This window comes from Streptomyces sp. NPDC018026 (assembly GCF_044327745.1).
Lineage (GTDB): Bacteria > Actinomycetota > Actinomycetes > Streptomycetales > Streptomycetaceae > Streptomyces > Streptomyces rubrogriseus.
In genome coordinates this window covers 605,543-629,235 of sequence record NZ_JBIRFY010000003.1, presented here as the reverse complement: position 1 = coordinate 629,235, position 23,693 = coordinate 605,543, and the positions used below count along the sequence as shown (strand labels likewise).

24 protein-coding genes are annotated in these 23,693 nt (G+C 71.0%); 8 read left to right on the top strand and 16 right to left on the bottom strand.

What is annotated here, in order from left to right; translation table 11 throughout:
• Window positions 1-63 precede the first annotated feature (63 nt).
• From ACH4D3_RS13025 to ACH4D3_RS13010, 4 genes are all read right to left on the bottom strand, one after another.
• Window positions 64-864 carry an ABC transporter ATP-binding protein gene (locus tag ACH4D3_RS13025; protein ID WP_398320587.1) on the bottom strand — a complete coding sequence of 267 codons (801 nt, stop codon included), beginning with the start codon at window positions 862-864 and terminating at the stop codon, window positions 64-66.
• A gap of 3 nt (window positions 865-867) precedes the next feature.
• Window positions 868-1,833 carry a FecCD family ABC transporter permease gene (locus ACH4D3_RS13020; protein ID WP_398320584.1) on the bottom strand — a complete coding sequence of 322 codons (966 nt, stop codon included), beginning with the start codon at window positions 1,831-1,833 and terminating at the stop codon, window positions 868-870.
• 56 nt (window positions 1,834-1,889) lie between these two features.
• Window positions 1,890-2,924: an ABC transporter substrate-binding protein gene (locus ACH4D3_RS13015; RefSeq protein ID WP_398320581.1), complete on the bottom strand. Its 1,035-nt coding sequence runs from the start codon at window positions 2,922-2,924 to the stop codon at window positions 1,890-1,892.
• A gap of 266 nt (window positions 2,925-3,190) precedes the next feature.
• Window positions 3,191-3,634, bottom strand: a complete 444-nt coding sequence (locus tag ACH4D3_RS13010) for a nuclear transport factor 2 family protein (RefSeq protein ID WP_398320578.1) — start codon at window positions 3,632-3,634, stop codon at window positions 3,191-3,193.
• 360 nt (window positions 3,635-3,994) lie between these two features.
• Between ACH4D3_RS13010 and ACH4D3_RS13005 the strand changes: the two genes are divergently transcribed.
• The 3 genes from ACH4D3_RS13005 (at window position 3,995) to ACH4D3_RS12995 (ending at window position 6,742) form a co-directional block, all read left to right on the top strand.
• Window positions 3,995-5,137, top strand: a complete 1,143-nt coding sequence (locus tag ACH4D3_RS13005; RefSeq protein WP_398320575.1) for a YncE family protein — start codon at window positions 3,995-3,997, stop codon at window positions 5,135-5,137.
• A 110-nt stretch (window positions 5,138-5,247) separates the two neighbouring features.
• Complete coding sequence (locus ACH4D3_RS13000) at window positions 5,248-6,003, top strand: molybdopterin-dependent oxidoreductase (RefSeq protein WP_398320572.1); 756 nt, start codon at window positions 5,248-5,250, stop codon at window positions 6,001-6,003.
• Window positions 5,987-6,742: a cytochrome b/b6 domain-containing protein gene (locus ACH4D3_RS12995; protein ID WP_398320569.1), complete on the top strand. Its 756-nt coding sequence runs from the start codon at window positions 5,987-5,989 to the stop codon at window positions 6,740-6,742. Before ACH4D3_RS13000 ends, ACH4D3_RS12995 begins: the two co-directional genes overlap by 17 nt.
• A 98-nt stretch (window positions 6,743-6,840) precedes the next feature.
• Here ACH4D3_RS12995 and ACH4D3_RS12990 read toward each other — a convergent pair whose 3' ends face one another.
• Genes ACH4D3_RS12990 through ACH4D3_RS12980 form a run of 3 tightly spaced genes read right to left on the bottom strand, consistent with a single transcriptional unit; the run spans window position 6,841 to window position 9,794 of the window.
• The gene (locus ACH4D3_RS12990; protein WP_398320566.1) at window positions 6,841-7,632 is read right to left on the bottom strand and encodes an ABC transporter ATP-binding protein; all 792 of its coding nucleotides are present in this window, start codon (window positions 7,630-7,632) and stop codon (window positions 6,841-6,843) included.
• Window positions 7,629-8,735 (bottom strand): FecCD family ABC transporter permease, encoded by a 1,107-nt coding sequence (locus tag ACH4D3_RS12985; protein ID WP_398320563.1) that lies wholly within the window; start codon window positions 8,733-8,735, stop codon window positions 7,629-7,631. Before ACH4D3_RS12985 ends, ACH4D3_RS12990 begins: the two co-directional genes overlap by 4 nt.
• Window positions 8,736-9,794: an ABC transporter substrate-binding protein gene (locus ACH4D3_RS12980; protein WP_398320560.1), complete on the bottom strand. Its 1,059-nt coding sequence runs from the start codon at window positions 9,792-9,794 to the stop codon at window positions 8,736-8,738. It lies immediately after the preceding gene.
• Between the two features lie 292 nt (window positions 9,795-10,086).
• Here ACH4D3_RS12980 and ACH4D3_RS12975 point away from each other — a divergent pair, with 292 nt between their 5' ends.
• Genes ACH4D3_RS12975 through ACH4D3_RS12965 form a run of 3 tightly spaced genes read left to right on the top strand, consistent with a single transcriptional unit; the run spans window position 10,087 to window position 13,176 of the window.
• Entirely contained in the window at window positions 10,087-10,359 is a 273-nt protein-coding gene (locus ACH4D3_RS12975) for a hypothetical protein (RefSeq protein WP_398320557.1), read from the top strand.
• Window positions 10,360-10,369: 10 nt separating this feature from the next.
• A complete protein-coding gene (locus ACH4D3_RS12970) occupies window positions 10,370-12,652 on the top strand; it encodes a heavy metal translocating P-type ATPase (protein WP_398320554.1) in 2,283 nt (760 codons plus the stop codon).
• Window positions 12,649-13,176, top strand: coding sequence for a copper chaperone PCu(A)C (locus ACH4D3_RS12965; RefSeq protein WP_398320551.1), 528 nt, complete (start codon window positions 12,649-12,651; stop codon window positions 13,174-13,176). The genes ACH4D3_RS12970 and ACH4D3_RS12965 overlap by 4 nt, the downstream gene beginning before the upstream one ends.
• 217 nt (window positions 13,177-13,393) lie before the next feature.
• On the opposite strand, the gene ACH4D3_RS12960 is transcribed toward ACH4D3_RS12965, so the two are convergent.
• The 5 genes from ACH4D3_RS12960 to ACH4D3_RS12940 form a co-directional block, all read right to left on the bottom strand.
• A complete protein-coding gene (locus ACH4D3_RS12960) occupies window positions 13,394-14,122 on the bottom strand; it encodes a DUF1775 domain-containing protein (protein ID WP_398320548.1) in 729 nt (242 codons plus the stop codon).
• A 35-nt stretch (window positions 14,123-14,157) separates the two neighbouring features.
• Window positions 14,158-15,702, bottom strand: a complete 1,545-nt coding sequence (locus ACH4D3_RS12955; protein ID WP_398320545.1) for a beta-propeller fold lactonase family protein — start codon at window positions 15,700-15,702, stop codon at window positions 14,158-14,160.
• Between the two features lie 125 nt (window positions 15,703-15,827).
• Window positions 15,828-16,535 carry a hypothetical protein gene (locus ACH4D3_RS12950; protein ID WP_398320542.1) on the bottom strand — a complete coding sequence of 236 codons (708 nt, stop codon included), beginning with the start codon at window positions 16,533-16,535 and terminating at the stop codon, window positions 15,828-15,830.
• A complete protein-coding gene (locus tag ACH4D3_RS12945) occupies window positions 16,520-17,101 on the bottom strand; it encodes a sigma-70 family RNA polymerase sigma factor (RefSeq protein WP_398320539.1) in 582 nt (193 codons plus the stop codon). Before ACH4D3_RS12945 ends, ACH4D3_RS12950 begins: the two co-directional genes overlap by 16 nt.
• 360 nt (window positions 17,102-17,461) lie before the next feature.
• Window positions 17,462-18,205, bottom strand: a complete 744-nt coding sequence (locus tag ACH4D3_RS12940) for an SDR family oxidoreductase (protein ID WP_398320536.1) — start codon at window positions 18,203-18,205, stop codon at window positions 17,462-17,464.
• Window positions 18,206-18,361: 156 nt separating this feature from the next.
• Between ACH4D3_RS12940 and ACH4D3_RS12935 the strand changes: the two genes are divergently transcribed.
• Window positions 18,362-19,288 carry a LysR family transcriptional regulator gene (locus ACH4D3_RS12935; protein ID WP_398320533.1) on the top strand — a complete coding sequence of 309 codons (927 nt, stop codon included), beginning with the start codon at window positions 18,362-18,364 and terminating at the stop codon, window positions 19,286-19,288.
• 70 nt (window positions 19,289-19,358) lie between these two features.
• Here ACH4D3_RS12935 and ACH4D3_RS12930 read toward each other — a convergent pair whose 3' ends face one another.
• Both ACH4D3_RS12930 and ACH4D3_RS12925 read right to left on the bottom strand, forming a co-directional pair.
• Entirely contained in the window at window positions 19,359-19,910 is a 552-nt protein-coding gene (locus ACH4D3_RS12930) for a YciI family protein (protein ID WP_398320530.1), read from the bottom strand.
• A gap of 81 nt (window positions 19,911-19,991) precedes the next feature.
• A complete protein-coding gene (locus ACH4D3_RS12925; protein ID WP_398321115.1) occupies window positions 19,992-20,354 on the bottom strand; it encodes a MerR family transcriptional regulator in 363 nt (120 codons plus the stop codon).
• A gap of 71 nt (window positions 20,355-20,425) precedes the next feature.
• On the opposite strand from ACH4D3_RS12925, the gene ACH4D3_RS12920 reads away from it, so the two are divergent.
• Window positions 20,426-21,325, top strand: coding sequence for an NAD(P)-dependent oxidoreductase (locus tag ACH4D3_RS12920; RefSeq protein WP_398320527.1), 900 nt, complete (start codon window positions 20,426-20,428; stop codon window positions 21,323-21,325).
• 25 nt (window positions 21,326-21,350) lie between these two features.
• On the opposite strand, the gene ACH4D3_RS12915 is transcribed toward ACH4D3_RS12920, so the two are convergent.
• Together ACH4D3_RS12915 and ACH4D3_RS12910 are read right to left on the bottom strand one after the other, a co-directional pair.
• The gene (locus ACH4D3_RS12915; RefSeq protein ID WP_398320524.1) at window positions 21,351-23,090 is read right to left on the bottom strand and encodes a pyruvate dehydrogenase; all 1,740 of its coding nucleotides are present in this window, start codon (window positions 23,088-23,090) and stop codon (window positions 21,351-21,353) included.
• 233 nt (window positions 23,091-23,323) lie between these two features.
• Window positions 23,324-23,662: a GNAT family N-acetyltransferase gene (locus ACH4D3_RS12910; protein WP_398320521.1), complete on the bottom strand. Its 339-nt coding sequence runs from the start codon at window positions 23,660-23,662 to the stop codon at window positions 23,324-23,326.
• Window positions 23,663-23,693: the final 31 nt, after the last annotated feature.

Genomic DNA, 23,693 nt, shown 5'->3' with positions numbered 1-23,693 from the left:
CTCATCCTGGCACCCACCGGTGGGAGCCGGGCACCCGGGTGGAGTTCCCCGCTGACGTGCGGGTCACCCGCGCGGGGACGGCACGTCGGCACCGGCGAGGGGCTGGGCGGCGTAGGTGATGCGGATGACGCCGTCGTCGTGCCGGTGGGTGCTCGCCCGTACGCCGAAGACCTCCGCGAGGACCTGCGACGTCAGCACCTCCAGGACCGTGCCCGCGGTCACCACCGCACCCTCGTGCAGGACCACGAGGTGGTCGCAGAGCCGGGCGGCGAGGTCGAGGTCGTGCAGTACGGCCAGGGTGGTGATCCCGGTGGCGCGGACCAGTGCCAGCAGCTCGAAGCGGGCCCGGATGTCGAGGTGGTTGGTGAGTTCGTCGAGCACCAGCAGGCGCGGGGCCTGCGCCAGTGCCCGCGCCAGCAGGACGCGTTGGCGTTCCCCGCCGGACAGGGAGGCGTAGTCGCGTTCGGCGTAGGGCCGTACGCCGCAGTGGTCGATGGCCTCCTCGACGGCCCGGTGGTCCTCGGCTCCGTCGCGTCCGAGCAGGCCGTGGTGCGGAGCGCGCCCCAGGGCGACGATCTCGGTGACGGTCAGGCCGGTGGTGTTGCCGCCGGAGTCCTGGAGCACCGCCGCGGTGCGACGGGCGGCGGCGCGGGCGGACAGCGTCCACACGTCGTCGTCGCCGACCCGGACGGCGCCGCCCGCCGGGCGCAGCGAGCGGTAGACGGTGCGCAGCAGGGTCGACTTGCCGCTGCCGTTGGGCCCGACGAGCCCCACGATGTCGCCCGTGCGGGCTTTCAGGTTCACGTCACGCAGGATCGGGTTGCCGTCCAGAGTGATGTGGAGCCGTTCGACGGTGAGGTGCATGCGTCAGTCCATGGCCTTGTTGCGGCGCAGCAGCCAGAGGAAGAAGGGTGCGCCGAGGAGTGCGGTGAGGACGCCCAGGGGCAGCTCGTTGGGGCGGTCGAGGGTGCGGGAGAGAAGGTCGACGAGGACCAGGTGGACCGCGCCGAGCAGGGCGGTCAGGGGCAGCAGGCGGCGGTGGTCGGCGCCGGTGCTCAACCGGACCAGGTGCGGGATCATCAGGCCGACGAAGCCGATGCCGCCGGCGACCGCGATGACCGTGCCGGTCAGCAGGGCGCTGAGCACCAGCAGTACGAGGCGCAGCCGGTGGACGTCGACGCCGAGCGCGGTGGCGGACTCGTCGCCGGCCAGCAGGACGTTGAGCCGGCGGCCGAACAGGGTCAGCAGGACGGTCGTGGCCATCACCACGACGGCGACCGTGGGGAGCTGGTCCCACTGGGCGCCCGCGACGCTGCCCAGCGTCCAGAACAGCACCGTGCGCAGTTCGTCCGGGGAGGCTTGGAGCTGGACGAAACTCGTCGCCGAAAGGAAGACGTAACCGACGGCCACCCCGGCCAGCACGAGTCGGGTCGGGGCCATGCGTCCGCGTCGCTGTCCCAGGGCGAAGACCAGGGCTCCCGCCACCATCGCCCCCAGGAAGGCCGCCGTCGAGACGCCGAGACCGGCGGCCGCCACCGAACCGCCCAGGGTGATGGCCAGGACGGCGCCGAGTGTGGCGCCGTAGGAGAAGCCCAGCACGGTGGGGTCGGCCAGGGGGTTGGCGACGGCGCTCTGCAGTACGGCACCGGACACGGCCAGGCCCGCGCCGGCCAGCGCCGCCAGAACCACGCGGGGAGCGCGGAAGTTCCACACGATCTGGTCGAGGGCGGGATCGGGAGGTGCCGTACCGGATCCGGTGACGTGGTGGACGACGATGTGCCACACGTCGCCGACGGGCACGTTGACCGCTCCGACACCGATCGACACGATCATGGTGGCGACCAGGGCGAGGGGCAGGAGGACGAACGCCAGGGGAAGTGTGAGCCGGCTCAGCCGGCGTCCGGGTGCAGTACCTCGGCGATCTTCTTCACGGCCAGGTCGTTGCTGGGGCCGAGGTACATCGAGTCGGACAGTGTCACGTACGTGCGGGTCTTGGCGGCCGGCCACTGGGGGAACTCCTTGAGCAGTTTCTTGGCGTATGCCGCCGCGTCGGTGCCACTGGCGTCGATCACTACGAGGGCGTCGACGTCGGTGGTGGCCGCCTTCTCCTTGCTCACGTTGGCGAAGAGCGTCTCGGCGGACTCTTCGAAGGCGTTGGCTGCGCCGGCCTCGGCGAGGATGTCGTTGACGATGCCCTGGGCGAGGACCAGGCTGAAGTCGGTTTCGCCCGTCGGGCCGGCGAAGAGCACCATGACCTTCGGGCGCTTGTCCGTCCCGGCCTTCCCGGTGACGTCCGCGATGTTCTTCTCGGACTCGGCGATCAGCTTCTCGGCCCGGTCCTCGACGTGGAAGATCCTGCCCATGTCGCGCAGCAGTTGGTAGCTGTCGGCGACGGTCATCTTCGAGGGGTCGTCCTCGCAGCCCTGCGGGGAGATGTAGCTGTTGGCGCCCACCTGCTGGAGCTGCTCGCGGGTGGCGAAGCCGTTCTTCTGCTCGTAGCCGTACGAGGTGACGGACAGGACGAGGTCGGGGCGCAGTCCGAGCATGGCCTCGCGGGGGATGTCACCGGCTCCGTTGAGCGTGACGCCGCCGGTGGGCAGCTTCTTGATCGCGTCGGCCCGCCCGGGTACCTCGGACCTGCCGTAGCCCTGCTGGTTCGCGACGATCCTGTCCTCGAGGCCGAGGGCGAGCATTGTGGAGACCTCGGCGACGGACGCGCCGTTCATCACGACGACCCGCTCGGGAGCCTGCTCGAACGTCAGCTTCCGACCGCAGTTCTCGAGCGTGACCGGGTAGCCGGTTGTCTGTCCGGCGGCCTTGCCTGTGGTGTCGTTCGCCGTGCCGGAGGAGGAGCCGCAGGCCGCCGTGAGCAGACAGAGGGCCGCCGTGGCCAGGGTGGCGGCGGCCGGCCGTTTGATCGACATGGAACTCCTAGTGGTGCGCACCGTGCTCACTCATGGGCCGAGTCGTTCATGGGCCCGAGTGGTTCGGACCGAGTGGTTCGGACCGAGTGGTTCGGACCGAGTGGTTTCGGTGCAGTAGTCGCCGTGGGACCGGCACGAGTTCCCGGGGCCGGACATCTCGTCGATGTCGTACTCGGTCGTACTCGTCACCGGCCCGCGGCCGCTCCGGCGGCCCGGAAGCGCGTTGGCTTGTCGACCGCGCCACGCCACCCGCTCGGGGGCGGGACTCAGGAAGGGGTGCACGCCTCGGCGATCGATACGCTGTTCTCGTAGAGGTGATGCCGGGTAATTCGGCCCTCCTCGACGGTGAGGCGCAGCGCGAACGGGCCCTCGAAGGACTTCCCCGTCGCGCGCACGGTCCCCGAGAGGTACCCCATCAGGACGGCGTCGGTGCCGTCAACGAGGAACGTGTCGACGGAGGCCCGGGCATCCTCGGCCACCGTGTGCTCGGCCAGCTCCGTGAACTGGGCGGCGCATTCGGCTCCGGTGGAGCGCGGCCGGATCCACGGGACGGCGGGGTTCTCGGCGAGTAGCCAGTCGACGTCCTCCGCGAAGAGCGCGACGAGCCGCTCGACGTCCCCGGCCATCCGGGCGGCGAGGAACTCCTGGACGACGTGGCGGGTGGTGTCGGTGACGGAACTCACGGTGACGTCAGCGGACTTGATGGGCATGGTTGCTCCTCGCGCCTTGGGTGCCGGAACCCTCGTCGGGATCTCGTTGACATGTGCCACGCTGCCGCAGCAGGGGGAGCGTGGTCGATTACGTCAGGGGTCATGGCCGGGTGGAGGGCTTCCATGTCCTGGTCCTCCAGCAGGGCCTTGATCGCGAAAGGCATCCCGGGGGGACGACACTTCCTCGGGAATTGATCCACTTCTCCTTCAACACAACGTGGCACGACGGCGTACCCCTCATGACAACGGTTGCAGAGCCGACAGAGCACGCGAACCGGTTCCCCGTGGAGACTCCGTCGCCACAAGCGCCCGGACACCGGTCATGCGCGACGGGGACATTCAGACCAGGAGACAGCCCAGGTGAAACGCCTCAGGACCATGCACCGGACGATGATCGCCACCACCGCGCTCGCCGCTCTCGCCCTGTCCGGTGCGGCGGTGACCACGGCCGGCGCGGTCGTCCCGGAGAAGCCGGAGAAGCCGGAGAAGAAGTCGTCGTCGAAGGGGTTCACCACCACCGTGGTGGACTTCGGCGCCTACACCAGCGAGGTCGAGGTCGAGAACCCCGCGGAGCCCGAGGACCGGGACCCCACCGTCGACGCCACCAACAACACCCTCGCGGTCAGCCCCGACGAGAGGCTCGCTGTAGCGACGAACTCCTACTCCGACCACCTCGTCGTCATCGACGTGCGCAGCGGTCGGAAGATCGCCGAGATCAAGGGGTACGTCAGCCCCCGCAACATCCTGTTCGCCCCGGACAGCAGGAGCTTCACCGTGTCCGACAGCGCGCGCGGTGTCGTGGACCGCATCTCCGTGTTCGGCTTCCGTGTCACCCGGCGTTTCCCCCTCGGGGCCGGTGTGTTCGGCACCGCGCAGAGCAGGGACGGCAAGTGGCTGTACGCCAACAACGCGGCGGCCGACACCGTCACGGTCGTCGACCTCGCCCGCAACAGGCCGACGGACGTCATCACCGGCTTCCACGAGCCGCGGCAGGGGACCGCACTCTCGTACTCGGGCGAGACCCTGTACGTCACCAACTACGGCAAGGGCGAGGTCTCGGTCGTCGACCTCACGAGCAAGGATCGCACGATGCGGCAGATCGGCGGGTTCCACGGTCTGCGCGCGGTGTCGGTCAACCGCGCCGGCGACCGCCTGTACGCGGCCAACAGTGAGACCGCCGAGATCTCCGTCGTCGACACCGCTTCCGGCGAGACGATCACTACGGTCCCCGTGGGTGAGAAGCCCTACGGCGCCGCGCTCTCCCCGGACGGCTCGGTCCTGCTCTCCGGTGACATGAAGAGCAACACCCTGACCGCCGTGAACACGGCGGACAACTCGGTGATCGGCACCGTCAAGAGCGGCCCGAAGGGCGCCCTGAAGGGCCCCCGCCAGGCGATCGGCTTCAGCGCCGACTCAAAGACGGCGTGGGTGCTCAACGACGACCTCACCGTCGCCGAGGTCGATGTGGAGCACCTCAAGGTGACCGACATCCTGGGTGACTGACAGTCACTGACGCCTCGGGCACGTCGCCTTGCGGGCGGGGGGCCTGGCTGTCCCGGCACCGTGGGGCGGCTGCGATTCAACACCGTGCCGCGCCCGTGCGTATACCAGGCATGAACAACTCTCCTTCCAACGTGCCGTCCCCACTCGCGGGCCCCGAGGCCGACCACGGTGGCGCCCCGGTGGGCCGGCGCGTCGTGCTGGGCATGCTCGGGCTGGGCGCCCTTGGCGTCGCGGCCGGGGGTCCGATCCAGAACGTGGTCGCCAAGGGCATCGACACCGTGGCGCAGAAGGATCCGACGGGCCTGTCGAACCTGTTGCCGGGGAACCGTTTCCGGTACTACACGGTCACGTCCGACACCCCCGAGATGGACGAGACGACCTACCGTCTCCGGATCGGCGGCATGGTGGACAAGGAAACGACCTTCCGGCTGTCCGATTTGGCCGCGCTGCCCCAGACCCGGCTGGTTCGGGACGTGCAGTGCGTGACCGGCTGGCGGGTGCCGAAGACGCCGTTCGCCGGAGTGCGCCTGTCCACGCTCCTGGACGCCGTGGGCGTGTCGCCCGGGGCCAAGGCCATCCGGTTCAGCTGTTTCGACGGCGCCTACACCGAGAGCCTCACCCTCGAGCAGGCCCGGCATCCCGAAGTGCTGGTGGCCACCAGCATGGAGGACGAGCCGGTCACCCACGCCCACGGCGGCCCGGTCCGGCTCTACGTGGCCCCGATGTACTTCTACAAGTCCGCGAAGTGGCTGTCCGGCATCAACGTCACCGACGAGGTGATCCCCGGCTACTGGGAACGCCGTGGCTACGACGTGGACGCATGGGTGGGACGCTCGAACGGACGTCACGATGCCCCCACGGTCTGACTCCGCCGAAGGTTCGGCCCTGTCGCGGGACGGCCGGCTGCCGCGGTTCACCGCCTCGGCGCGCTGGGCCCATCACGCCACCGCGCTCCTGGCCGGGGTGTGCGTCTTCACGGCCGCGTGCCTGTACGTCGCGCCCCTCTCCCAGCTCGTCGGCCGCCGGCCGCTGGTGACCGTCGTGCACGAGTGGTCCGGAATCGCGCTTCCCGTACCGGTGCTGGTGGGCATGGTGTCCCGAGCACTGCGCTCGGACCTGCGGCGGCTCGGCCGTTTCGCGCCGCACGACCGACGCTGGCTGCGGGCGGCGGTCCGTCGCAGCGGAACCTCGAACATTCCCTCCGGCAAGTTCAACGCCGGCCAGAAGCTGTACGCCTCCTGGACGGCGGGCGCGGGCCTGGTCATGGTGGGGACGGGGCTGCTGCTCTGGTTCCCCGAACTGGCCTCCCTGTCCGTCCGCATGGGCGCGACCTTCGTGCACGACTGGCTCGCCCTGACGATCGTGGTGGTGCTGGCCGGTCACATCTGGAAGGCGGCCGGTGACCCCGGGGCCCGGGAGGGCATGTGGCGGGGGACGGTCTCGCGGACCTGGGCCAACCGGGAACACCGCTTGTGGCGGCAGGAGATGGACGGCCACAGCGACGGGGGGCCGCTGACGGACACGCTCACGGATCTGCGCACGGACGCGTCGCGCACCGAGGCCGACAGGAAGCTGCGCGACCCCGCCAACACGCCACCCGAGTGACCTCGGTCGGGGGTGCCGCCGTGCGCTGGCTCGCCCGCGGGCGATGCGGTGGTGTGCGGGTCCCCGCGCGGGCCTCGTCGGGCCGCCCGGGCCCGCGTCTACGGCACCGGGTCGGAGGCCACGGTGGCCGTGTGGTCGAACGCGATCAGCGGGTCGCCGGTCAGAGGGTGCTCGATCACCGCTGCCCGCACCCCGAAGACGTCCGCGATCAGTCCGGGGGTGAGTACCTCCAGCGGTGTGCCGGAGGCGACGACCTCACCGGCGCGCAGCACATGCAGCCGGTCGCAGACGGACGCGGCCGCGTTCAGGTCGTGCAGGGACACCAGTGTCGTGCGGTGCTGGGCCCGCAGCAGGGCCAGCAGTTCCACCTGGTGGCGTACGTCGAGGTGGTTGGTGGGCTCGTCCAGGACGAGCACGTCCGGGTCCTGGGCCAGCGTGCGGGCCAGCAGCACCCGCTGGCGTTCCCCGCCCGACAGGGCCGCGAACCCGCGTGCGCCGAACCGCGCCATGCCCACCCGGTCCAGGGCATCGGCGACGATCTGCCGGTCCCCGTCGTCCTCACCGGCGAAGGCCCGCTTGTACGGGGTGCGTCCCATCGCCACCACCTCCCGCACGGTCAACTCGAAGTCGCCGCCCCGTTCCTGGGGCAGCGCGGCGACATGCCGGGCGGACCGTGCCGGGGACAGCGTCGCCAGGTCGGTGCCGTCCAGCAGGACCCGACCGGACGCGGGACGCAGATGCCGGTAGACCGTGCGCAGCACACTCGACTTGCCGCTGCCGTTCGGGCCGATCAGCCCGGTGATCTCCCCGGGGGCGGCGAACAGGTCCACCCCGCACACCACCGTACGGCCGTCGTAGGCGACCCGCAGGCCCTCCACGTCAATCCTCATCGGGTGCGCTCCAGTCGGCGGTCCAGCAGGAACAGCAGCACGGGAGCACCGACGAAGGCGGTGACCACACCCACCGGCAGTTCCGACGACGGCAGCGCCGTACGGCAGACGATGTCGACGACGACCAGCAGGACGGCACCGGTCAGCGCGGAGACCGGCAGCAGCCTGCGGTGGTCGCCGCCGACGACGAGCCGGCACAGGTGCGGCACCATCAGCCCCACGAAGCCGACGGCACCGGACACCGACACCAGGACGCCCGTCAGGACACTGGTCACGACGAACAGTTCCCGGCGCAGCGCGGCCACGTCCACGCCCAGGCCCGCCGCGGTCTCGTCGCCCAGCAAGAGGGCGTTCAGGGCCCTGGCCCGTGCCTGGAGGGCGAGCAGACCGAGGAGCACCGCGGCGGACGGCAGGGCGAGGGTGCTCCACTGGGCCCCGCCGAGGCTGCCCAGCAGCCAGAACAGCACGCCCTGGGTCTGCTGCTCGTCGCCCACCCGAAGGACCAGGTAGCTGGTGAAGCCGGACAGGAACTGGCCGATCGCCACCCCGGCCAGCACGAGTCTCAGCGGGGAGAACGCGCCGCCGCGCCGGGCCACGGCCCAGACCAGGGCGAAGGACAGCAGTGCGCCGAGGAAGGCGGCGCCGGAGACTCCGAGCCCGAGCAGTCCGCCGGTGCCGGCGCCGAGCACGATGGCGGCGACGGCTCCCAGCGAGGCCCCGTTGGAGATGCCCAGCAGATAGGGGTCGGCCAGTGGATTGCGCACCAGCGCCTGGACTGCGGTGCCGACGACGCCGAGTCCGGACCCGACGACGGCGGCGAGCAGCGCACGCGGCACCCGCAACTCCCAGACGATCAGGTCCTGGGTACCGGGCCGCGGCTGCCCGCCGGTCAGCCGGTGCAGCACCGTGGACCACACGCCGGTGAACGGCACGCCGGAGGAGCCCCAGGACACGGCCGCGGTGAGCGCCAGCACCAGCGCCACGGCGAGGCCGGCGAGCAGCAGGCCGACGGGAGCGGTCCTGGTGTCCCGGTCGCCGGGCTCCGGTGCCCGTGGCGCCTTCCCTCGTGCCGCGTCCGCGGACGACGACGGATCCGTCCGCATCTACCGCACGTCCTGGAACTTGTCCGGGTACAAGGTGCGGGCGATCTGCTCAACCGTTTCCGCGTTGGCGACCGACGGGGTCGTCATCCGTTCCGACCGAATCCGCAGAAGTCTCTCCTGCTTGACGGCGGTCAGCCCGCGGGTGGCGGGAAAGGACGTGAGGAACCGCTCGGCCTCGTCGAAGGCCCTGTCGTCCGCTTCGGCGCTGCCCCGGTTGCGTACCGTCAGCTGGATCCAGTCGGGGTTCTTGGCGACGACGTCCTCCCAGCCGGTCTGCTCGAAGGTGCCGTCGCAGTCGCGGAAGACGTTGCGGGCCCCGGCGAGGGTGATCACCGCGTTGGCCACCTGCCCGCCGCACACCGCGCCGGGCTGCTTGGTGCCCGCGTCGAAGTCGAAGACGAAGTACGTGGGCCGTTCCGCCTCGGGCACGGCCGCCACCCGCTCCCCCACCGCGTCCACCTTCTCGCGCATCCGGGCCACGATCTCGTCGGCCCGGTCGGACGTCCCGGTGAGGGTCCCGAGCCGCTCGATGTCGCCCATGACCGCGGACAGGTCCTCCTGGGGTCCGGGGTGTCCGCCGGCGGCACAGGCGGTCGAGAGCAGCTCCACCACCTTGATACCGGCCGCGTCGAACTCCTCGGGCCGGGGCCCGGTGGAGGTGCCGTTCGCGGGCCGGAACGTCTGCAGGTAGACGTCCGCGCCCGAACCGAGCAGCTTCTCCTTGGGGATGACCGTGCGGCCGAGGACCGGCACGTCGGACGCCTGGCCGGCGAGTTCGGGGGGCAACGTGCCCTCGCCCGGCGGGAATCCGGTGCCGATCACCTTGGGCCCCGCCCCGAGCCGCAGCAGCATTTCCAGCGCCGAGGCGTTGCTCGTGACGATCTTGCCGGGGGGCGAGTCGAAGGTGGCCTTCTCACCGTCGCAGTTCTCCACCGACACGCGGGGGCCGGTGCCCGGCGCGGCCGGCGACGCGCTCCCTCCGCCGCCCCCACCACAGGCGGTGGTGAGCAGCCCCGCGGTGAGCACGACACCACTGACCGGGCGCCACAGTCCGGACACGTTCAACCTCCATGGTCGCGTGCGATCGAGAAGACCTGTCGGCCGTCTCCGCACCAGGGGTCGTCGTGGCGAGGCGCCGGGTTCCCGGCCCGTTCGGAATTCCTTGTCGTTCGGGTTTACGCGCCGTTGCGGCGAAACGTTGCAGCGGCCCGGCGCGCGTGCCGCCCGTACCCGGCCCCTGTGACGCGCGCCACGTGCCCGTCGGGGAACTCCCGCCTCGAGCTCCCCGACTCCTCAGGAAACGCGGCCCGATCCCTTCGACGCCGCGCACCGCGAGCGACCTGGAGAACGCGTGACGGCCCAATCCCGACCGAAGTCCCCGGAGGCGGGCGCGGCTGCCCGATCCCTCGCTCCGCCCCCGGTTCTGTACGGCTTCCTCCTGCTGCTGGCGCTGATGTTCGCGGTGTCGTACGCCGTCGGGTCGGCCGCCGGCCCGGTCTCCCCGGGGATGTCCGGTTCGTCGGACACCGGCGTCGAGGCTCCCGGCAACGGCGGCGCGGGCGGGGACGACGGCGGCGCGGGCGGGGGCCAGGACATGGACATGGGCATGGACGGAATGGGCTGAGGAGGCACCGATGGACACCGAACCCCGTGCCACCGGCCCCCTCACGGTGACGACCGACCTGATCGTCGGCGGCATGACCTGCGCGGCCTGTGTGAACCGCGTCGAGAAGAAACTCGGCAAACTGGAAGGGGTCACGGCCGGCGTCAACCTTGCCACCGGTCGCGCCCGGGTGGAGCACCCCGCGGACATCGGCGCCGAGGAACTCGTCGCGGCGGTGGAGCGGGCCGGTTACACCGCCGCGGTCCCCGAGCCGCCCGGCGGGGCGCCGCCCGCGGACGCGGCGGGCGAGACCGCGGGACCGGGCGGCGGGGCCGACCGGCTAGAACTCCACCGGCTCGTGGTCACCGCCCTGCTCTCGCTGCCCGTGCTCGCCGTGTCGATGGTGCCCGCGCTGCAGTTCGTGAACTGGCAGTGGCTGTGCTTCACCCTCACCGCTCCCGTCGTCTTCTGGAGCGCGTGGCCGTTCCACGTGCGGGCCCTGCGCGGGCTGCGGCACTCGGCCGCGACCATGGACACGCTGGTGTCCCTGGGTGTGGTCGCCTCCTTCGCGTGGTCCACGTACGCGCTGTTCCTGGGCGGTGCGGGCGAGCCGGGCATGGAGATGGCCTTCTCCCTCCTGCCCGGCACGGCCACCGACGCCCCGGCGATCTACCTCGAAGCGACCGTCAGCGTCGCGCTGTTCGTGCTCGCGGGCCGCTGCCTGGAGGCACGGGCCAGGCGCGGGACCGGTGAGGCGCTCCGTTCGCTGGCACGGCTGACGGCCAAGGAGGTGGCGGTCCGTGTGAACGGCACCGAGCGGCTCGTCCCCGTGGAGGAGCTGACCGTCGGGCAGGTCTTCGTGGTCCGACCCGGTGAACGGGCGGCCACCGACGGGCTGGTCGTGAAGGGCAGTTCCGCCGTGGACCTGTCCCTGGTCACCGGCGAGAGCGAGCCGGTCGAGGTGGGCCCGGGCTCGGCCGTGGTCGGCGGAGCGGTCAACGCCGGCGGGCTGCTGCTCGTGCGGGCGACCGCCGTCGGCGCCGACACCCAGCTCGCCCGGATCGCCCGGCTGGTGACCGACGCCCAGGCCGGCAAGGCGAGGGCGCAGCGGCTGGCGGACCGGGTCGCCGGGTTCTTCGTTCCGGTAGTGCTGGCGCTGGCCGTGACCACGCTGGGCTTCTGGCTGGGGGCGGGAGCCGACGCGCAGCCGGCCGTCACCGCGTGCGTCGCCGTCCTGGTCGTCGCCTGCCCCTGCGCCCTCGGTCTGGCCACGCCCACCGCGCTCCTGGCCGCCACCGGCCGCGGTGCCCAGATCGGCGTTCTCGTGAAGGGTCCGCAGTCCCTGGAGGGCCTGCAGCACCTCGACGCGGTCGTACTGGACAAGACCGGCACCCTCACCTCCGGGCGCATGAGCGTCGCCCGCGTGACGGTGGTCCCCGGCGGACTGGACGCGGACGCCGTACTGCGGCTGGCCGGGGCGGTGGAGCAGGGCTCGGAGCATCCGCTGGGCCGCGCCGTCGCGGCACACGCGCGCCGGGAGCTGTCCGGAGAGGACCTGCCCGAGGTGCGCGACTTCCGGGCGCTGACCGGGCGCGGGGTGTCCGGCCGGGTGGAGGACCGGCGGGTGGAGGTCCTGGCACCAGGCGACGACCTGTCCGGCCCGCTGGCCGAGGCTCTGGCGACGGCCGAGAGGGCCGCGCACACCGCGGTACTGGTGTGCGTGGACGGGGTGGCACAGGCCCTGATCGAGGTCGGTGACGTCGTACGGCCCGGCAGCTACCGGGCCGTGGAGCGGCTTCGGCGGCTGGGGGTGCGCCCGGTGCTCGCCACCGGGGACCGCGAGGCGCCCGCACGGGCCGTCGCTGACGCTCTCGGTGTCACCGACGTGTACGCGCGACGCGGCCCCGAGGACAAGGCCGGTCTGGTGCGGGAGCTGCGCGAGCGGGGCTACCGGGTCGCGGTCGTCGGCGACGGTGTGAACGACGCCGCCGCACTCGCCGGCGCCGACCTCGGCATCGCCATGGGCAGCGGCACGGACGTGGCCATCGGAGCGGCGGACGTGACCCTGTCCCGCGGCAGCATCGACGCCCTGGCGGACGCGGTGCAACTCGCGCGGCACACCCTGCGCACCATCCGGACGAACCTGGTGTGGGCCTTCGGCTACAACGTGGTGACCGTGCCGCCGGCCATGGTCGGCCTGCTGAACCCCATGCCGGCCGCCGCGGCGATGTCGCTCAGTTCCCTGCTGGTGGTCGGCAACAGTCTGCGGCTGCGCGCCTGGCAGCCCGCGCCCGCACGGAGGAGGATCCGATGACCGGCCCGACGAGCGGACTCTGGCGGCGCCTGTCCCGGCGCCGGCTGACCGACACCGCGCTGGCCGCCCTCGCCCCCGTCGTCGCGTGCGGCGTCGCCCTCGGCGGCCTGACCGTCTGGACCGGTGCGGGCGGGGCCGGGCGGCCCACGGTGCGGATCGACGTCTCCTACGGCCGGGTCTTCCTGCCGTTCGGCGAGACGACGGAGACGTCCGCGTACTTCGACGTCACCAACACCGGTGACACCGACGACCGGCTGGTCGCGGTCACCTACTCCGGCGGGGAGGCCGGTCTCAGCCGGCACTTCATGACGCCCAGTGGTGCCGCGTCCAAGGAATCCCTGGAAGCCGTCGGCGTCTCGGCCGGAGACAGCCTGTCCATGTCCCCGCACGGGGTGGACGTGACTCTGACGGCACGGCCCGGCTGGCGTCCCGGCGACCTCGTCCGCTTCACCCTGCGCTTCGAACGCCGCGGCAGTGTCGACGCCCTCGCGGTGGTTACGCCGCCGGGAGCCGCACCGGCGTGAACCGCTGTCAGCCACAGGCGTGTTCCGCCGTCTCGGCGTCCACTGCGCGGTCGGCACACCGCCCCCACGCCGGCGCACGCCGCGGTCACGACAGCCGAGGTACGCCTGGAACGTCTGAACCCGCGTGAGCGCAACGTACTGGCGCTGACGGCGGAGGGGTTGGGCACGACGGGAGTCGGGGCAGGACCGGGGTCGAGTGTCCTGGTGGGCCGGGGTGCTACAAGTGCGAGCCGTCCCGCGCACCGCGCCGTCGCAGTACGGCGGCGGCGAGGGCTGCGGCCACCGCGGCTCCCGCTCCGATCAGCGCGACCAGCGGGAGGGACGAGTCGGAGTCGGAGTCCTCGGCGGCGGCCGGTTGAGGTGTCGCCGCGTCGACGGACGGAGCGGGGGCGGATGCGGAGGTGCCCGGCTGCTGGGCGCCTCCGGCGGATCCGGGCGGCGGGCCGGCCTCGGGGTCCACGACGAGGACCGGTGCGGGGAACTCCGGTTCCTCGGCACCGGTCCTGGGCTGGTTCCATGCGACGGCCGTGCCGTTGGAGTAGGTCTGTTCCGTGTTGAAGGTCAGGGAGTACCGGTCCGGAATCGGGCCGACGTTCGCCCGGAAGGTCTCGCTCTGGGCGGGCTGGATCTCGTGCCCCTGCTCCGCCGTCCAGACCAGCCGCGTACCCTTGCCTCCCGCTCCGGGGAGCGTCTCCTGGTTCCATCCGTCGAGCTTCGGCACCGAGGTGACCATCAGGTCCTTCGGGACCTCGACCGTGATGCGGACGGTGGTGGCCTCCGCCAGTTCGCTGGGCACGCGGAACTGCAGGGTGGCGGGCTTGCCGGGGATGACGTCGCCGATGACCCGGACATGGGCCGTGGCGGCGGTGGCCGAGAGCAGGACCGCGCCCGCCGCCCCGGCGGCAGTGATCAGTGGGGTGATGTGCCGTCGAGTGCGGCGGGACATGGCAACGTCCTCTCGGGTCGGGATCGGGGTTGAGGTCAGCAGCAGTCGCAGAACAGGAGGTCGGCGGTCTTCACGCCGTGGGTGTGACCGCCGGCCTGCGAGGCGAAGGCCGCCTTCTGGACGGGGGTCACCACGCCCTTGACCTCGATGGAGATGCTCTTGCCGTCGAAGGCGCCGAAGGACAGCGCCATGGGCGTGGTGCCGTTCTTGTCGGTCGGGAAGGTCCGCAGCGGGGTCTTCCTGCCGTTGTCGGCCACGGAATAGGCCTGGTAGACCGTGTCGGCCTTGAGCCCGCGCGCCTGGAGCTGGATCATGTCCAGTCCGGCCACGGGCCGGATGGTGGCCTCCAGGACGCGGCCCTTGACCGGGTCCAGGGTGTCGCCACGCTCGCCGTTGGGCAGCGTGGTGGGCACGTTGTGGGCCTGCCGGCCCAGTCCCTGGTGGCCGAGGTTGGCAGCGCTGCCGGGCCGGTTGGTGGCCCGGGGGGCGTAGACGATGGCCTGCGGTTCCTGGCCGGAGGCGATGGTGTCGACCACCCTGTTGGTGGCCGTGTCGATGACGTCCACCGCGTCGGACTTCTCCAGGCCGATGTAGAGACGGGAACCGTCACCGCTGCCCCAGGCGCCGTGCGGGGCGTGACCACCGTTCTTGATCTTGGTGAGGAGCCGCGGGGCGCCGTCGGTCCGCTTGTAGACCCAGGTCTCGTCGAGCCCGCCCATCGTCAGGTAGACGAACTTCCCCTTGCGGTTGTCGACGAACTGCGGGTGGTTGGTGTCCGGGCCGGTGTTCAGCACCGTGACGACCTCGTTGCGCCTGACGTCGAGCACGCTGATCTTGCCGTCGCGCTTGTGCGAGACCCAGATCTGCTTCCCGTCCTGGGAGATGGCCTGGTCGGAGGAGAAGGTGGAACCGAGCCCGGTGATGCGCTTGACGATCTTGTGGGATCGCACGTTGATCACGTCGACTTCGGCCTTGGTGGTGAAGTTGACGTACGCGTACCGGCCGTCGGGGCTCATGAGCACCTTCGAGGGCCCGTCGCCGACGCGTACGGTGCCGGTGACGCCGCCGTGCTCGGTGTCGACGACGGAGATCGTGTCGCGGCCGCGGTTGGCGACCCAGAACTCCTTGCCGTCGGCGGTGAAGCTGCCCTCGTGGGCGGCGCGACCCACGTCGGTGGTGTTGAGGCCCTTGTTGGTCCTGATGTCCACCATGTGCACCGTGTTGCTCGTGACGCTCACCACGGCCAGCAGATGGCGGTCCGGCGCGTAGGCCAGTCCGTGCACCCCGGAGTCACCGGTGTACTGCGGGCTGAAGGTGCTGCCGACGCGCTGGTCGCCCAGGGCGATGGTGCCCAGCGTCTTGTTGGTCGACGGGTCGATCACCGACACCGTGTTGGACGACTGGTCGGCGGTGTAGATCCGGTCGCGGCCCGAGATGGGGATCGGGCGGTGCTTCTGCGTGGCGACGGTCTGGGCCTCGGGCTCGGGACTCGCCTGCGCGATGGAAGCGGCCGCGACGCCGCCGCCCCCCGCTCCCAGCGTGGCGATGAGCATCCATGTCGCACGACGTGCAGTAGTCATCTTGGGTCTCCGTTGTCCGTTGGCTGTTGTTTTCGGGCAGGGCGGAGCGCCGGGCCTTTCGGGTACGGCGGACCGCCCGAGCGCCCGGTGCGTGCGGCGTCAGTTGGTATATGTGTTTCCGGCTGTCAGACCGGCCGGGACGCGGACGGCGAGGGCGGCGGCGCCGGCACACGGACGTGAGTCACCACGCGCCCCGATTCGTCCTCGACCAGCAGGGCGGTGATGGTGTCCCGGCGCATGGCCGTCATCATGCGGGTGGACACCTCCGCGTCGGAGTCGGCCCGTACGCTGCCGCCCGGCATGCGCTTGCCATCGGCGTTGACCGTCATCATCCGGTAGGTCTCGCCCTTCTTGAGCCCGGACAGCAGCACCGGCACCTCGGTGCCTCCGGGGCGCTCGACCATCCCTCCGTCACGGACGAGCACCACGGACGCCGTCGTCGTGGGCGGCGGCTGGTCCCGGTCCAGCGTGAGCGGGACGACCGCAGCGGCCGCCGTGACGACGACGGCGGACACGGCCAGGGCGATACGGCGCCGGTAGCGGGGCCGGCGGGCGGGCTGCGGCGGGGCGGCCACGACCTGTCGGATACGGTCGCCGAGATCGCCGGAGGGCCGTGGACGCACCGCCGGGACGCCTTCGCCCACGAGGGTGGCGAACGGGTCGGCCCGTCGCAGTGTGCGCGCCACGTCCTCGGTCTCGGCGGCCTCGCGCGCGCAGTCCGGACACTGGTCGACGTGCCGGGAGAGTTCCTCGGGCAGCGGGGTGCCGAGCAGCAGGTGTTCGGTCAGGAGCGGCCGGTACGGGACGCATGCCTTGTTCATGGTGCCAGCCACCCGTTCTCCTCGAGGATGAGCCGCAGCGACCGCACGCCGTAGTACAGCCGGCTGCGCATGGTGGACGCCGGGACGCCCAGCTCCTCACCCAGTTCGGCGCAGGTACGACCGCCGAAGTACACCTCCACCACCGCCTCCCTGTGCTGTGGACTCAACCGCTCCAGCGCCTCCCCCAGCTGGATCCGCTCCAGGAGCTGATCAACGGGGTCGAACGCCGAGGACGACTCGGACACCGCGTCCCAGGACGAGTGGCCCGTGCCCTCGCGGACCTTGCGCCGCCGAATGGCGTCCACCACCGCGTTCCGGGCGATGGCGAACAGCCAGGTCCGCATGGACCCCTGCGCCGGGTCGAAGCCCCGGGACGATTTCCAGGCCCGGACGAAGGTCTCCTGGACGACGTCCTCGGCGAGCTGCCGGTCGTCCAGGGCCTTGAACGCGAACCCGAAGAGTTCACCCCCGTAGAGATCGTAGGCGGCCCGCACCTCGCGGTCGGTGCGCAGCGCGGTCGGCTCCACGTCCTTCGACGCGAACCGTCCACGCAGCCACTTCACGGGGCTACCGCTCACCGACACGGCCGTCCGTGTCCGATCCGTGCCAGGGGGCCATGATGCCGTCCATTTCCGCAGACGATGTGGTCACCAGGGGATACGCGGCCTACGACATGCGTGTTGAAAGAGCCTGAAAAATTGTTGGTACGACGGAGAACACGCAGGTCACATCCTTGCATTCGCTGTTCGTCGAGCGTGCGGCCGACGTGCGGCAGGCGGTCCACAGGGTTCATGCTTCCAGGACATGTCTCCGGGGCAGGAGGGGAAGGCAGCCTGCTTCAGCCTGCGTGATCACGGCCTTCGGCGACACCCTTTGGAGCCGCTTGCGCCGATGACGAGTACACGCGTGGACGTTTCCCCGCTTCCCGGCGCCGAGCGTCAGAGCTGGGAGCCGCCGCCGTCCACGGCGAGTTCGGCGCCGGTGGTGTAGGTGGCGTCGAAGGCCAGGAACACCACCGCCCCGGCGACTTCGGTGGGGGTGCCCATGCGCAGCATGGGGTTGTCGGCCGCCATCTGCGCCTTGGTCTGTTCGGCCGCCTCCCGGGGCATCGACTTCTCCAGGATTCCGGAGTCGATCGGGCCGGGGCTGACCGCGTTGACCCGGATCTTTCGGCTGAGCAGTTCCCGCGCCAGGCTGCGGGTCATCGAGCGCACCGCCGCCTTGCCGGCCGCGTACGCGCTGAGCGCGGGGAGTCCCAGCACGTTTGCCACGGATGTGGTGAGCACGACACCGCTGCCTTCCGCCAGGAGCGGAGCGAGCTTCTGCACCGTGAAGTAGGGGCCCTTGGCATTGATGGCCAGCAGTTGGTCGAAGAGCGCTTCACTGGTCGCCTCGAACGGCGCGAAGCCGTTGACTCCGGCGTTGGCGAACAGGGCGTCGACCGTGCCGAACTCGGCCTTCACCCGGTCGGCCAGGGCCTCGATGTCGGGCAGCGACGCGGCGTCGCTGCGGACCGCGATCGCCCTCTCGCCGAGCCGCTCGCGGGCGGCATCCAGAGTGGTCTGGTTCCGGCCGGTGATCAGCACACGTGCCCCTTCGTCCACGAGCAGTTGCGCGGTGGCCAGTCCAAAACCGCTGCTGCCTCCGGTGATCACCACACGCTTGCCTGCGTACTTGCCCATTTCGGACACACTCCATCTGTCGCGATGACTATTGGCTTTCGTCCGAGCGGTCGAACCTCGCTGGACAGGTTCGAGTCAACAACCGTCCGAAACAGGTGTCCAAGACCCGTTCTGCACCCCGTCATGCAGAATCTGCATAACGGGTAGGCTGCCGGTATGTCCGACGAAGTCCTGCCCTCGATCGTGCGCAACCCCGGCCCGGACCTGGATCTGAGACTGGTGCGGTACTTCGCGGTCGTCGCCGAGCATCTGAATTTCGCGCGGGCGGCCGCCGCGCTCCACGTTGCCCAGCCCTCCCTGAGCCGCCAGATCCAGCGACTGGAGGACGCTCTCGGTGTGCGCCTGCTGGAGCGCACCACTCAGGGCAGCCGCCTCACCGCTGCCGGCGCGGCCTTCCTCCCGCAGGCACAGGTTCTTCTGCACACGGCGCACCAGGCGGTGCTCAGCGCACACGCCGCCGCGCCGCCGCGCACGGTCACCATCGGATACGTGGAGGACCTCGTCATCACCCCCGCGGTGCGGGAGCTGCGCCGCCGTCACCCCGACGCCCACGTCCGCACCCTTCACCTGGACTGGGACGAAGCCCGTGCGCTGCCCGAGGGGCGGGTCGACGCGCTCGTCCTGCGCACGCCGCTGCCGATCCCGGGCGACGGTCTGGACGTGACCGTCCTCTACGACGAACCCCGGGCGCTGCTCGTGCCCGCCTTCCACCGTCTCGCCGGCAAGAAGTCGGTCACCCCGGACGACTTCACGGACGAGCCCCTCGTGGCCTGCGCCGGTATGGCAGCGCTGTGGACCGGGTTCTGGCGGCTCGACCCGCGTCCGGACGGCAGCCCGGCTCCGCTCGGTCCCATGCTCGTCGACACCTTCGAGGACAAGCTCGAAGTCGTCGCCGACGGCCGGGCCGTCGCCCTCGTGCCGGCCGACGACCGGCGCTGCACACTCCGCGACGACCTCGCCACCGTCCCCGTCGAGGGAGTGGAACCCTGCCAGGTGGTGGTCGCCACTCGTCTCGCGGACGCCAACCCGCTCGTCGCCCGCTTCCGGGAATCCGCGCACGCCCTTCTCGTACGCGAAGCCTGACGCCGCCCTGACGAGGGCGACACCGTCAGGCGACGCCCTCAGCGCCTTCCGATCTTGGGAGGGACATGACCTAGGACGGGCGCCCGCCGAACTGCCAGTTGTGCACCTCGATGTCGGCGTACCGGTCCGGGGTCAGGATGGCGCGTGCCGTGTCCGGGTCGGGTGCTCGGACCAGCGCCGCGGTGCCCAGCCAGGTCGCGCCGTTGTCGGACAGCAGCGGTCCGTAGGCGATCAGCTCGTTCCGGTCCGGCGGCACTTCGAGGTCGGCGGCCGGTCCGGTGCCCAGGCCGAGCACCAGGTACCGGTTGCCGCCGGTCCGGCCGCCGGGGAACTCCCACATGGTGCGCCCCAGCGTGTTGCGCCACCGTCGCAGCAGCACGTCCCGGTAGGCGCCGGCCTGGTAGTTCGGCTCGTCGAAGGCGAATGTGCGGGCAGCGGCGGGACCGGGCAGGTCGAGGATGTGCACGCTTCCCGTGAGCGTCTCGCCGTCGTCGGCGAGAGTCGGACCCCGGGCGATCATCTCCTTCGCGTACTGGTCCATGTACGACCAATGCGCTTCCCCCAGCTCGTAGCGCAGTGACAGGGAGGCGGGCCGGTCGCGGTGGTAGCAGAGGAACTCCATACCCAAAGATCTCTTGTAGGAGGGGAGCGGGTCGAGCGGATTTCATGGGGTCAGGGCGAAGCCGCTGTTCGGCGCGGGAAGCTAGCCGTACGCCCGGCGCTCCGTGGCCGACAGGTACTCACGCAGTGTCCGGCGGGACTGGAGGAGAGCGTCGATCCGCTCGTCCAGTGCGGTGATGCGCGCCCGGAGCAGGTCCAGGGTCTCCAGGCACGGCTTCAGATCGGGGTCTTCGCCCGTGACACACGGTTGGAGGTAGCCGATCTCCTGCGTCGACAGCCCCGCGTCCAGCAGTTTCCTGATCTGGGACACGGTCAGCACGGCGTCTTCGCCGTACTCGCGGTAGCCGTTGTCGCCGCGGCCGGGCACCAGCAGGCCCTGAGCCTCGTAGTACCGCAGTTGGTGCGGATTCACCCCGGTCCGCCGGCTCAACTCCCCGATCAGCACGCGGATTCCCCCCTTGACCTTCATACCGGTGTGAACGTCGACGATTGTGCCACCGACCGGAGAAGGAGCACATGATGCACACCGGCACACCTGTCACGGTTCTCGGCCTTGGGCTGATGGGCGGCGCCCTCGCCAGGGCGTTCCTGCGCGCGGGACACCCGACGACCGTGTGGAACCGCACGCCCGCCAGGGCCGACGACCTCGTGGCTCGGGGCGCGACGCTCGCGCAGTCCCCGACGGCCGCGATCGCGGCCGCCCCGCTCGTGGTGGTCTGCGTGTCGGACTACGACGCCGTGGTGGATGTCCTCGACGGACCGCTCGGCGGTCGGGTCGTGGTGAATCTGACCTCGGGCACGCCCTCGCGCGCCAGAGAGCTCGCCGAGGACGTGGCCCGCCGCGGCGGTGGTTACCTCGACGGCGGGGTCATGGCGGTCCCGGAGGCAGTCGGCACGGCTGACGCCGTGCTCGCCTACAGTGGGCCGCGCCCCCTGTTCGACGCCCACAGGTCCGCCCTGGGCAGTCTCGGCACGGGCCTCCACCTCGGTGACGATCCCGGACTGTCGGCCACACACGAGATGGCCACGCTCGTTCTCATGTGGAGCATGCTCGACGGCTTCCTCAACGGCGCGGCGATACTCGGCTCGGCCGGTGTGTCCGCCACGGCCCACCTACCCGTGGCACGGACCGCGATCGACATGGTGGCAGGCTGGCTCCCGGGCTACGCGCGGCAGGCCGACGACGGCGTCTACCCGGCCGACGACGGCACCGTGAACACCCACCTGACGGCGATGGCGCAGGTGGTCGAGGAGAGCGAGGCGCTCGGCGTCAACTCCGAGCTGCCAAGGCTCCTCATGGCGCTGGCGCAGCGAGCGGCGGAGTCCGGCCACGGCGGCAGCGGCTATGTGGCGCTGGTGGAACAGTTCCGCAGCCAGGCCCGGGAGGCGGCGCAGTCGGGGGCGAACGGCAGCTGAAGGAGGCCTCCGCCCGGCGACGGCCTCAGGGACGCGGGACGTTTCGCAGGTTGGCGCGGGCCAGGTCGAGCATCTTGCCGACCCCGCCGTCGAGCACGGTCCGGCCGGCGGCAAAGGCGAAGCCCTTGACCTGGGCGGCCGAGATGTGCGGCGGGATGGACAGCGCGTTGGGATCGGTCACCAGGTCGACCAGGAACGGTCCGTCGTGGGCGAGCGCCCGCTTGAGCCCCTCGGCAACATGCTCGGGGCGCTCGACGCGGATCGCCTCGATGCCCGCGCCGCGGGCGATCGCCGCGTAGTCCACCGGCTCGTGGTCGGTCTCGTGCTCGGGCAGTCCTTCGACCAGCATCTCCAACTTGACCATGCCCAGGGAGGAGTTGTTGAAGACGACGGTCTTCACCGGCAGATCGTGCAGCTTCACGGTGAGCAGCTCGCCCATGAGCATGCCCAGTCCGCCGTCGCCCGACATCGAGATCACCTGGCGGCCGGCATGGGCGAACTGCGCGCCGATGGCGTGCGGCAGCGCGTTGGCCATCGTGCCGTGCAGGAACGACCCGATCATCCGGCGCCGTCCGTTGGGGGTCAGGTAGCGTGCCGCCCAGACATTGGACATGCCGGTGTCCACGGTGAATACCGCGTCGTCCGCGGCGAGTTCGTCCAGGACCGAGGCCGCGTACTCGGGGTGGATCGGGGTGTGCCGCTCGACGTCGCGGGTGTAGGCGGAAACCACCTTCTCCAGGGACTTGGCATGCTTGTGCAGCATCCGGTCCAGGAAGGCACGGTCCCGCTTCGCCTCGACCAGTGGAAGCACGGACCGCAGCGTCTCCCGGACGTCGCCGTGAACCCCGAGTTCCAGCACGGTGCGGCGGCCCAGGCGGCCCGCGTCGTGGTCGATCTGCACCGTCCGTTCCTGCGGCAGGAAGTCGTTGTACGGGAAGTCGGTGCCCAGCAGTACGACCAGGTCGGCCTCGTGCATCGCGTCGTAGCAGGCGCCGTAGCCCAGCAGACCGCTCATGCCGATGTCGTACGGGTTGTCGAACTGGATCCACTCCTTGCCCCGCAGGGTGTGCCCGACGGGGGCGGCGGCCTTCTCCGCGAGCGCCATGACCTCGGCGTGCGCGTCCCTCACTCCGGCACCGCAGAACAGCATCACCTTGCCGGCCGTGTTCAGCTTCTCGGCCAGCGCCCGAACCTGCGTGTCCGGCGCGACGACCCGGCCGCGTTCGGTGACCAGGTCGCTGCTTCCCGTCGGGTGGGTCGCCTCGGCGTGCGCGACGTCGCCCGGTATGACCAGGACGGACACCGCGTTGTTGCCCAGGGCCCGCTGCATGGCGATGCGCAGAACCCGCGGCATCTGCTCGGGGGTGCCGATCATCTCGCAGTAGTCGCTGCACTCGGTGAAGAGCCGTTCCGGGTGCGTCTCCTGGAAGAAGCCCGTACCGATCTGGTGGGACGGGATGTGCGAGGCGAGGGCCAGCACGGGCGCGCCGGAGCGGTGCGCGTCGTACAGCCCTTGGATCAGGTGCGTGTTGCCGGGACCACAGCTTCCTGCACACACGGCCAGCCTGCCGGTCAGCTGCGCCTCCGCCGCCGCGGCGAAGGCGGCGGCCTCCTCGTTCCGTACGTGGACCCACTCGATGCCGTCGGTGCGGCGCACCGCGTCGACCACCGAGTTCAGGCTGTCCCCCACCACGCCGTAGATCCGCTCCACGCCGGCCTGACGCAGAATGTCCACCATCTGCTGAGCCACGGTCAGATTCCGCATGTCCGGTCCTCTCCCCTCAGGCTGCACGCCTGTCCCAGATCACCCTTGACCGCTTCAATATAGTTGACGCATCTACTTTGTGAAGCGTGGGGCTTCAGGGATTCGGCGTGGGCAAGGGCGAGTTCCGGCTGACGGCCGAGGTGCCGCCGCCGGACACCGCGGCCGGGGCCGCGCTGGAGGCCGTCTCCTGACGAGAGCCGTCGGGCTTCCCCGGGCGCTCCGGAGACGAACACTCAGCCGAGCTGCCCCTTCAGCCACCGTAGGACCTCAGGGGTGACCGGGTCGGTGATGTCCGCGAACTCGTCGTGCCGCTTCAGGAACTTGGCGACGTAGGGGCAGACCGGAACGATCCGCATCCCGGATGCACGTACGTCGGCAAGCGCCTGCCGGACCAGTTGCGCGGCCAGCCCCTGGCCGGCGAAGGCCTCGTCGATCTCCGTGTGGAAGAAGACGCGCTGAACGCCCAGATCACGGTATGCGGTCAGACCGGCGCGTCGGCCGCCGACCAGGATCTCGTACCGGTGATCGGCGTCCGCCCGCTCGACGACTGCGGGGGTGGAGGACTCGGTCATGGTGCGCCTTTCGTAACGGAGGTCGATGGGG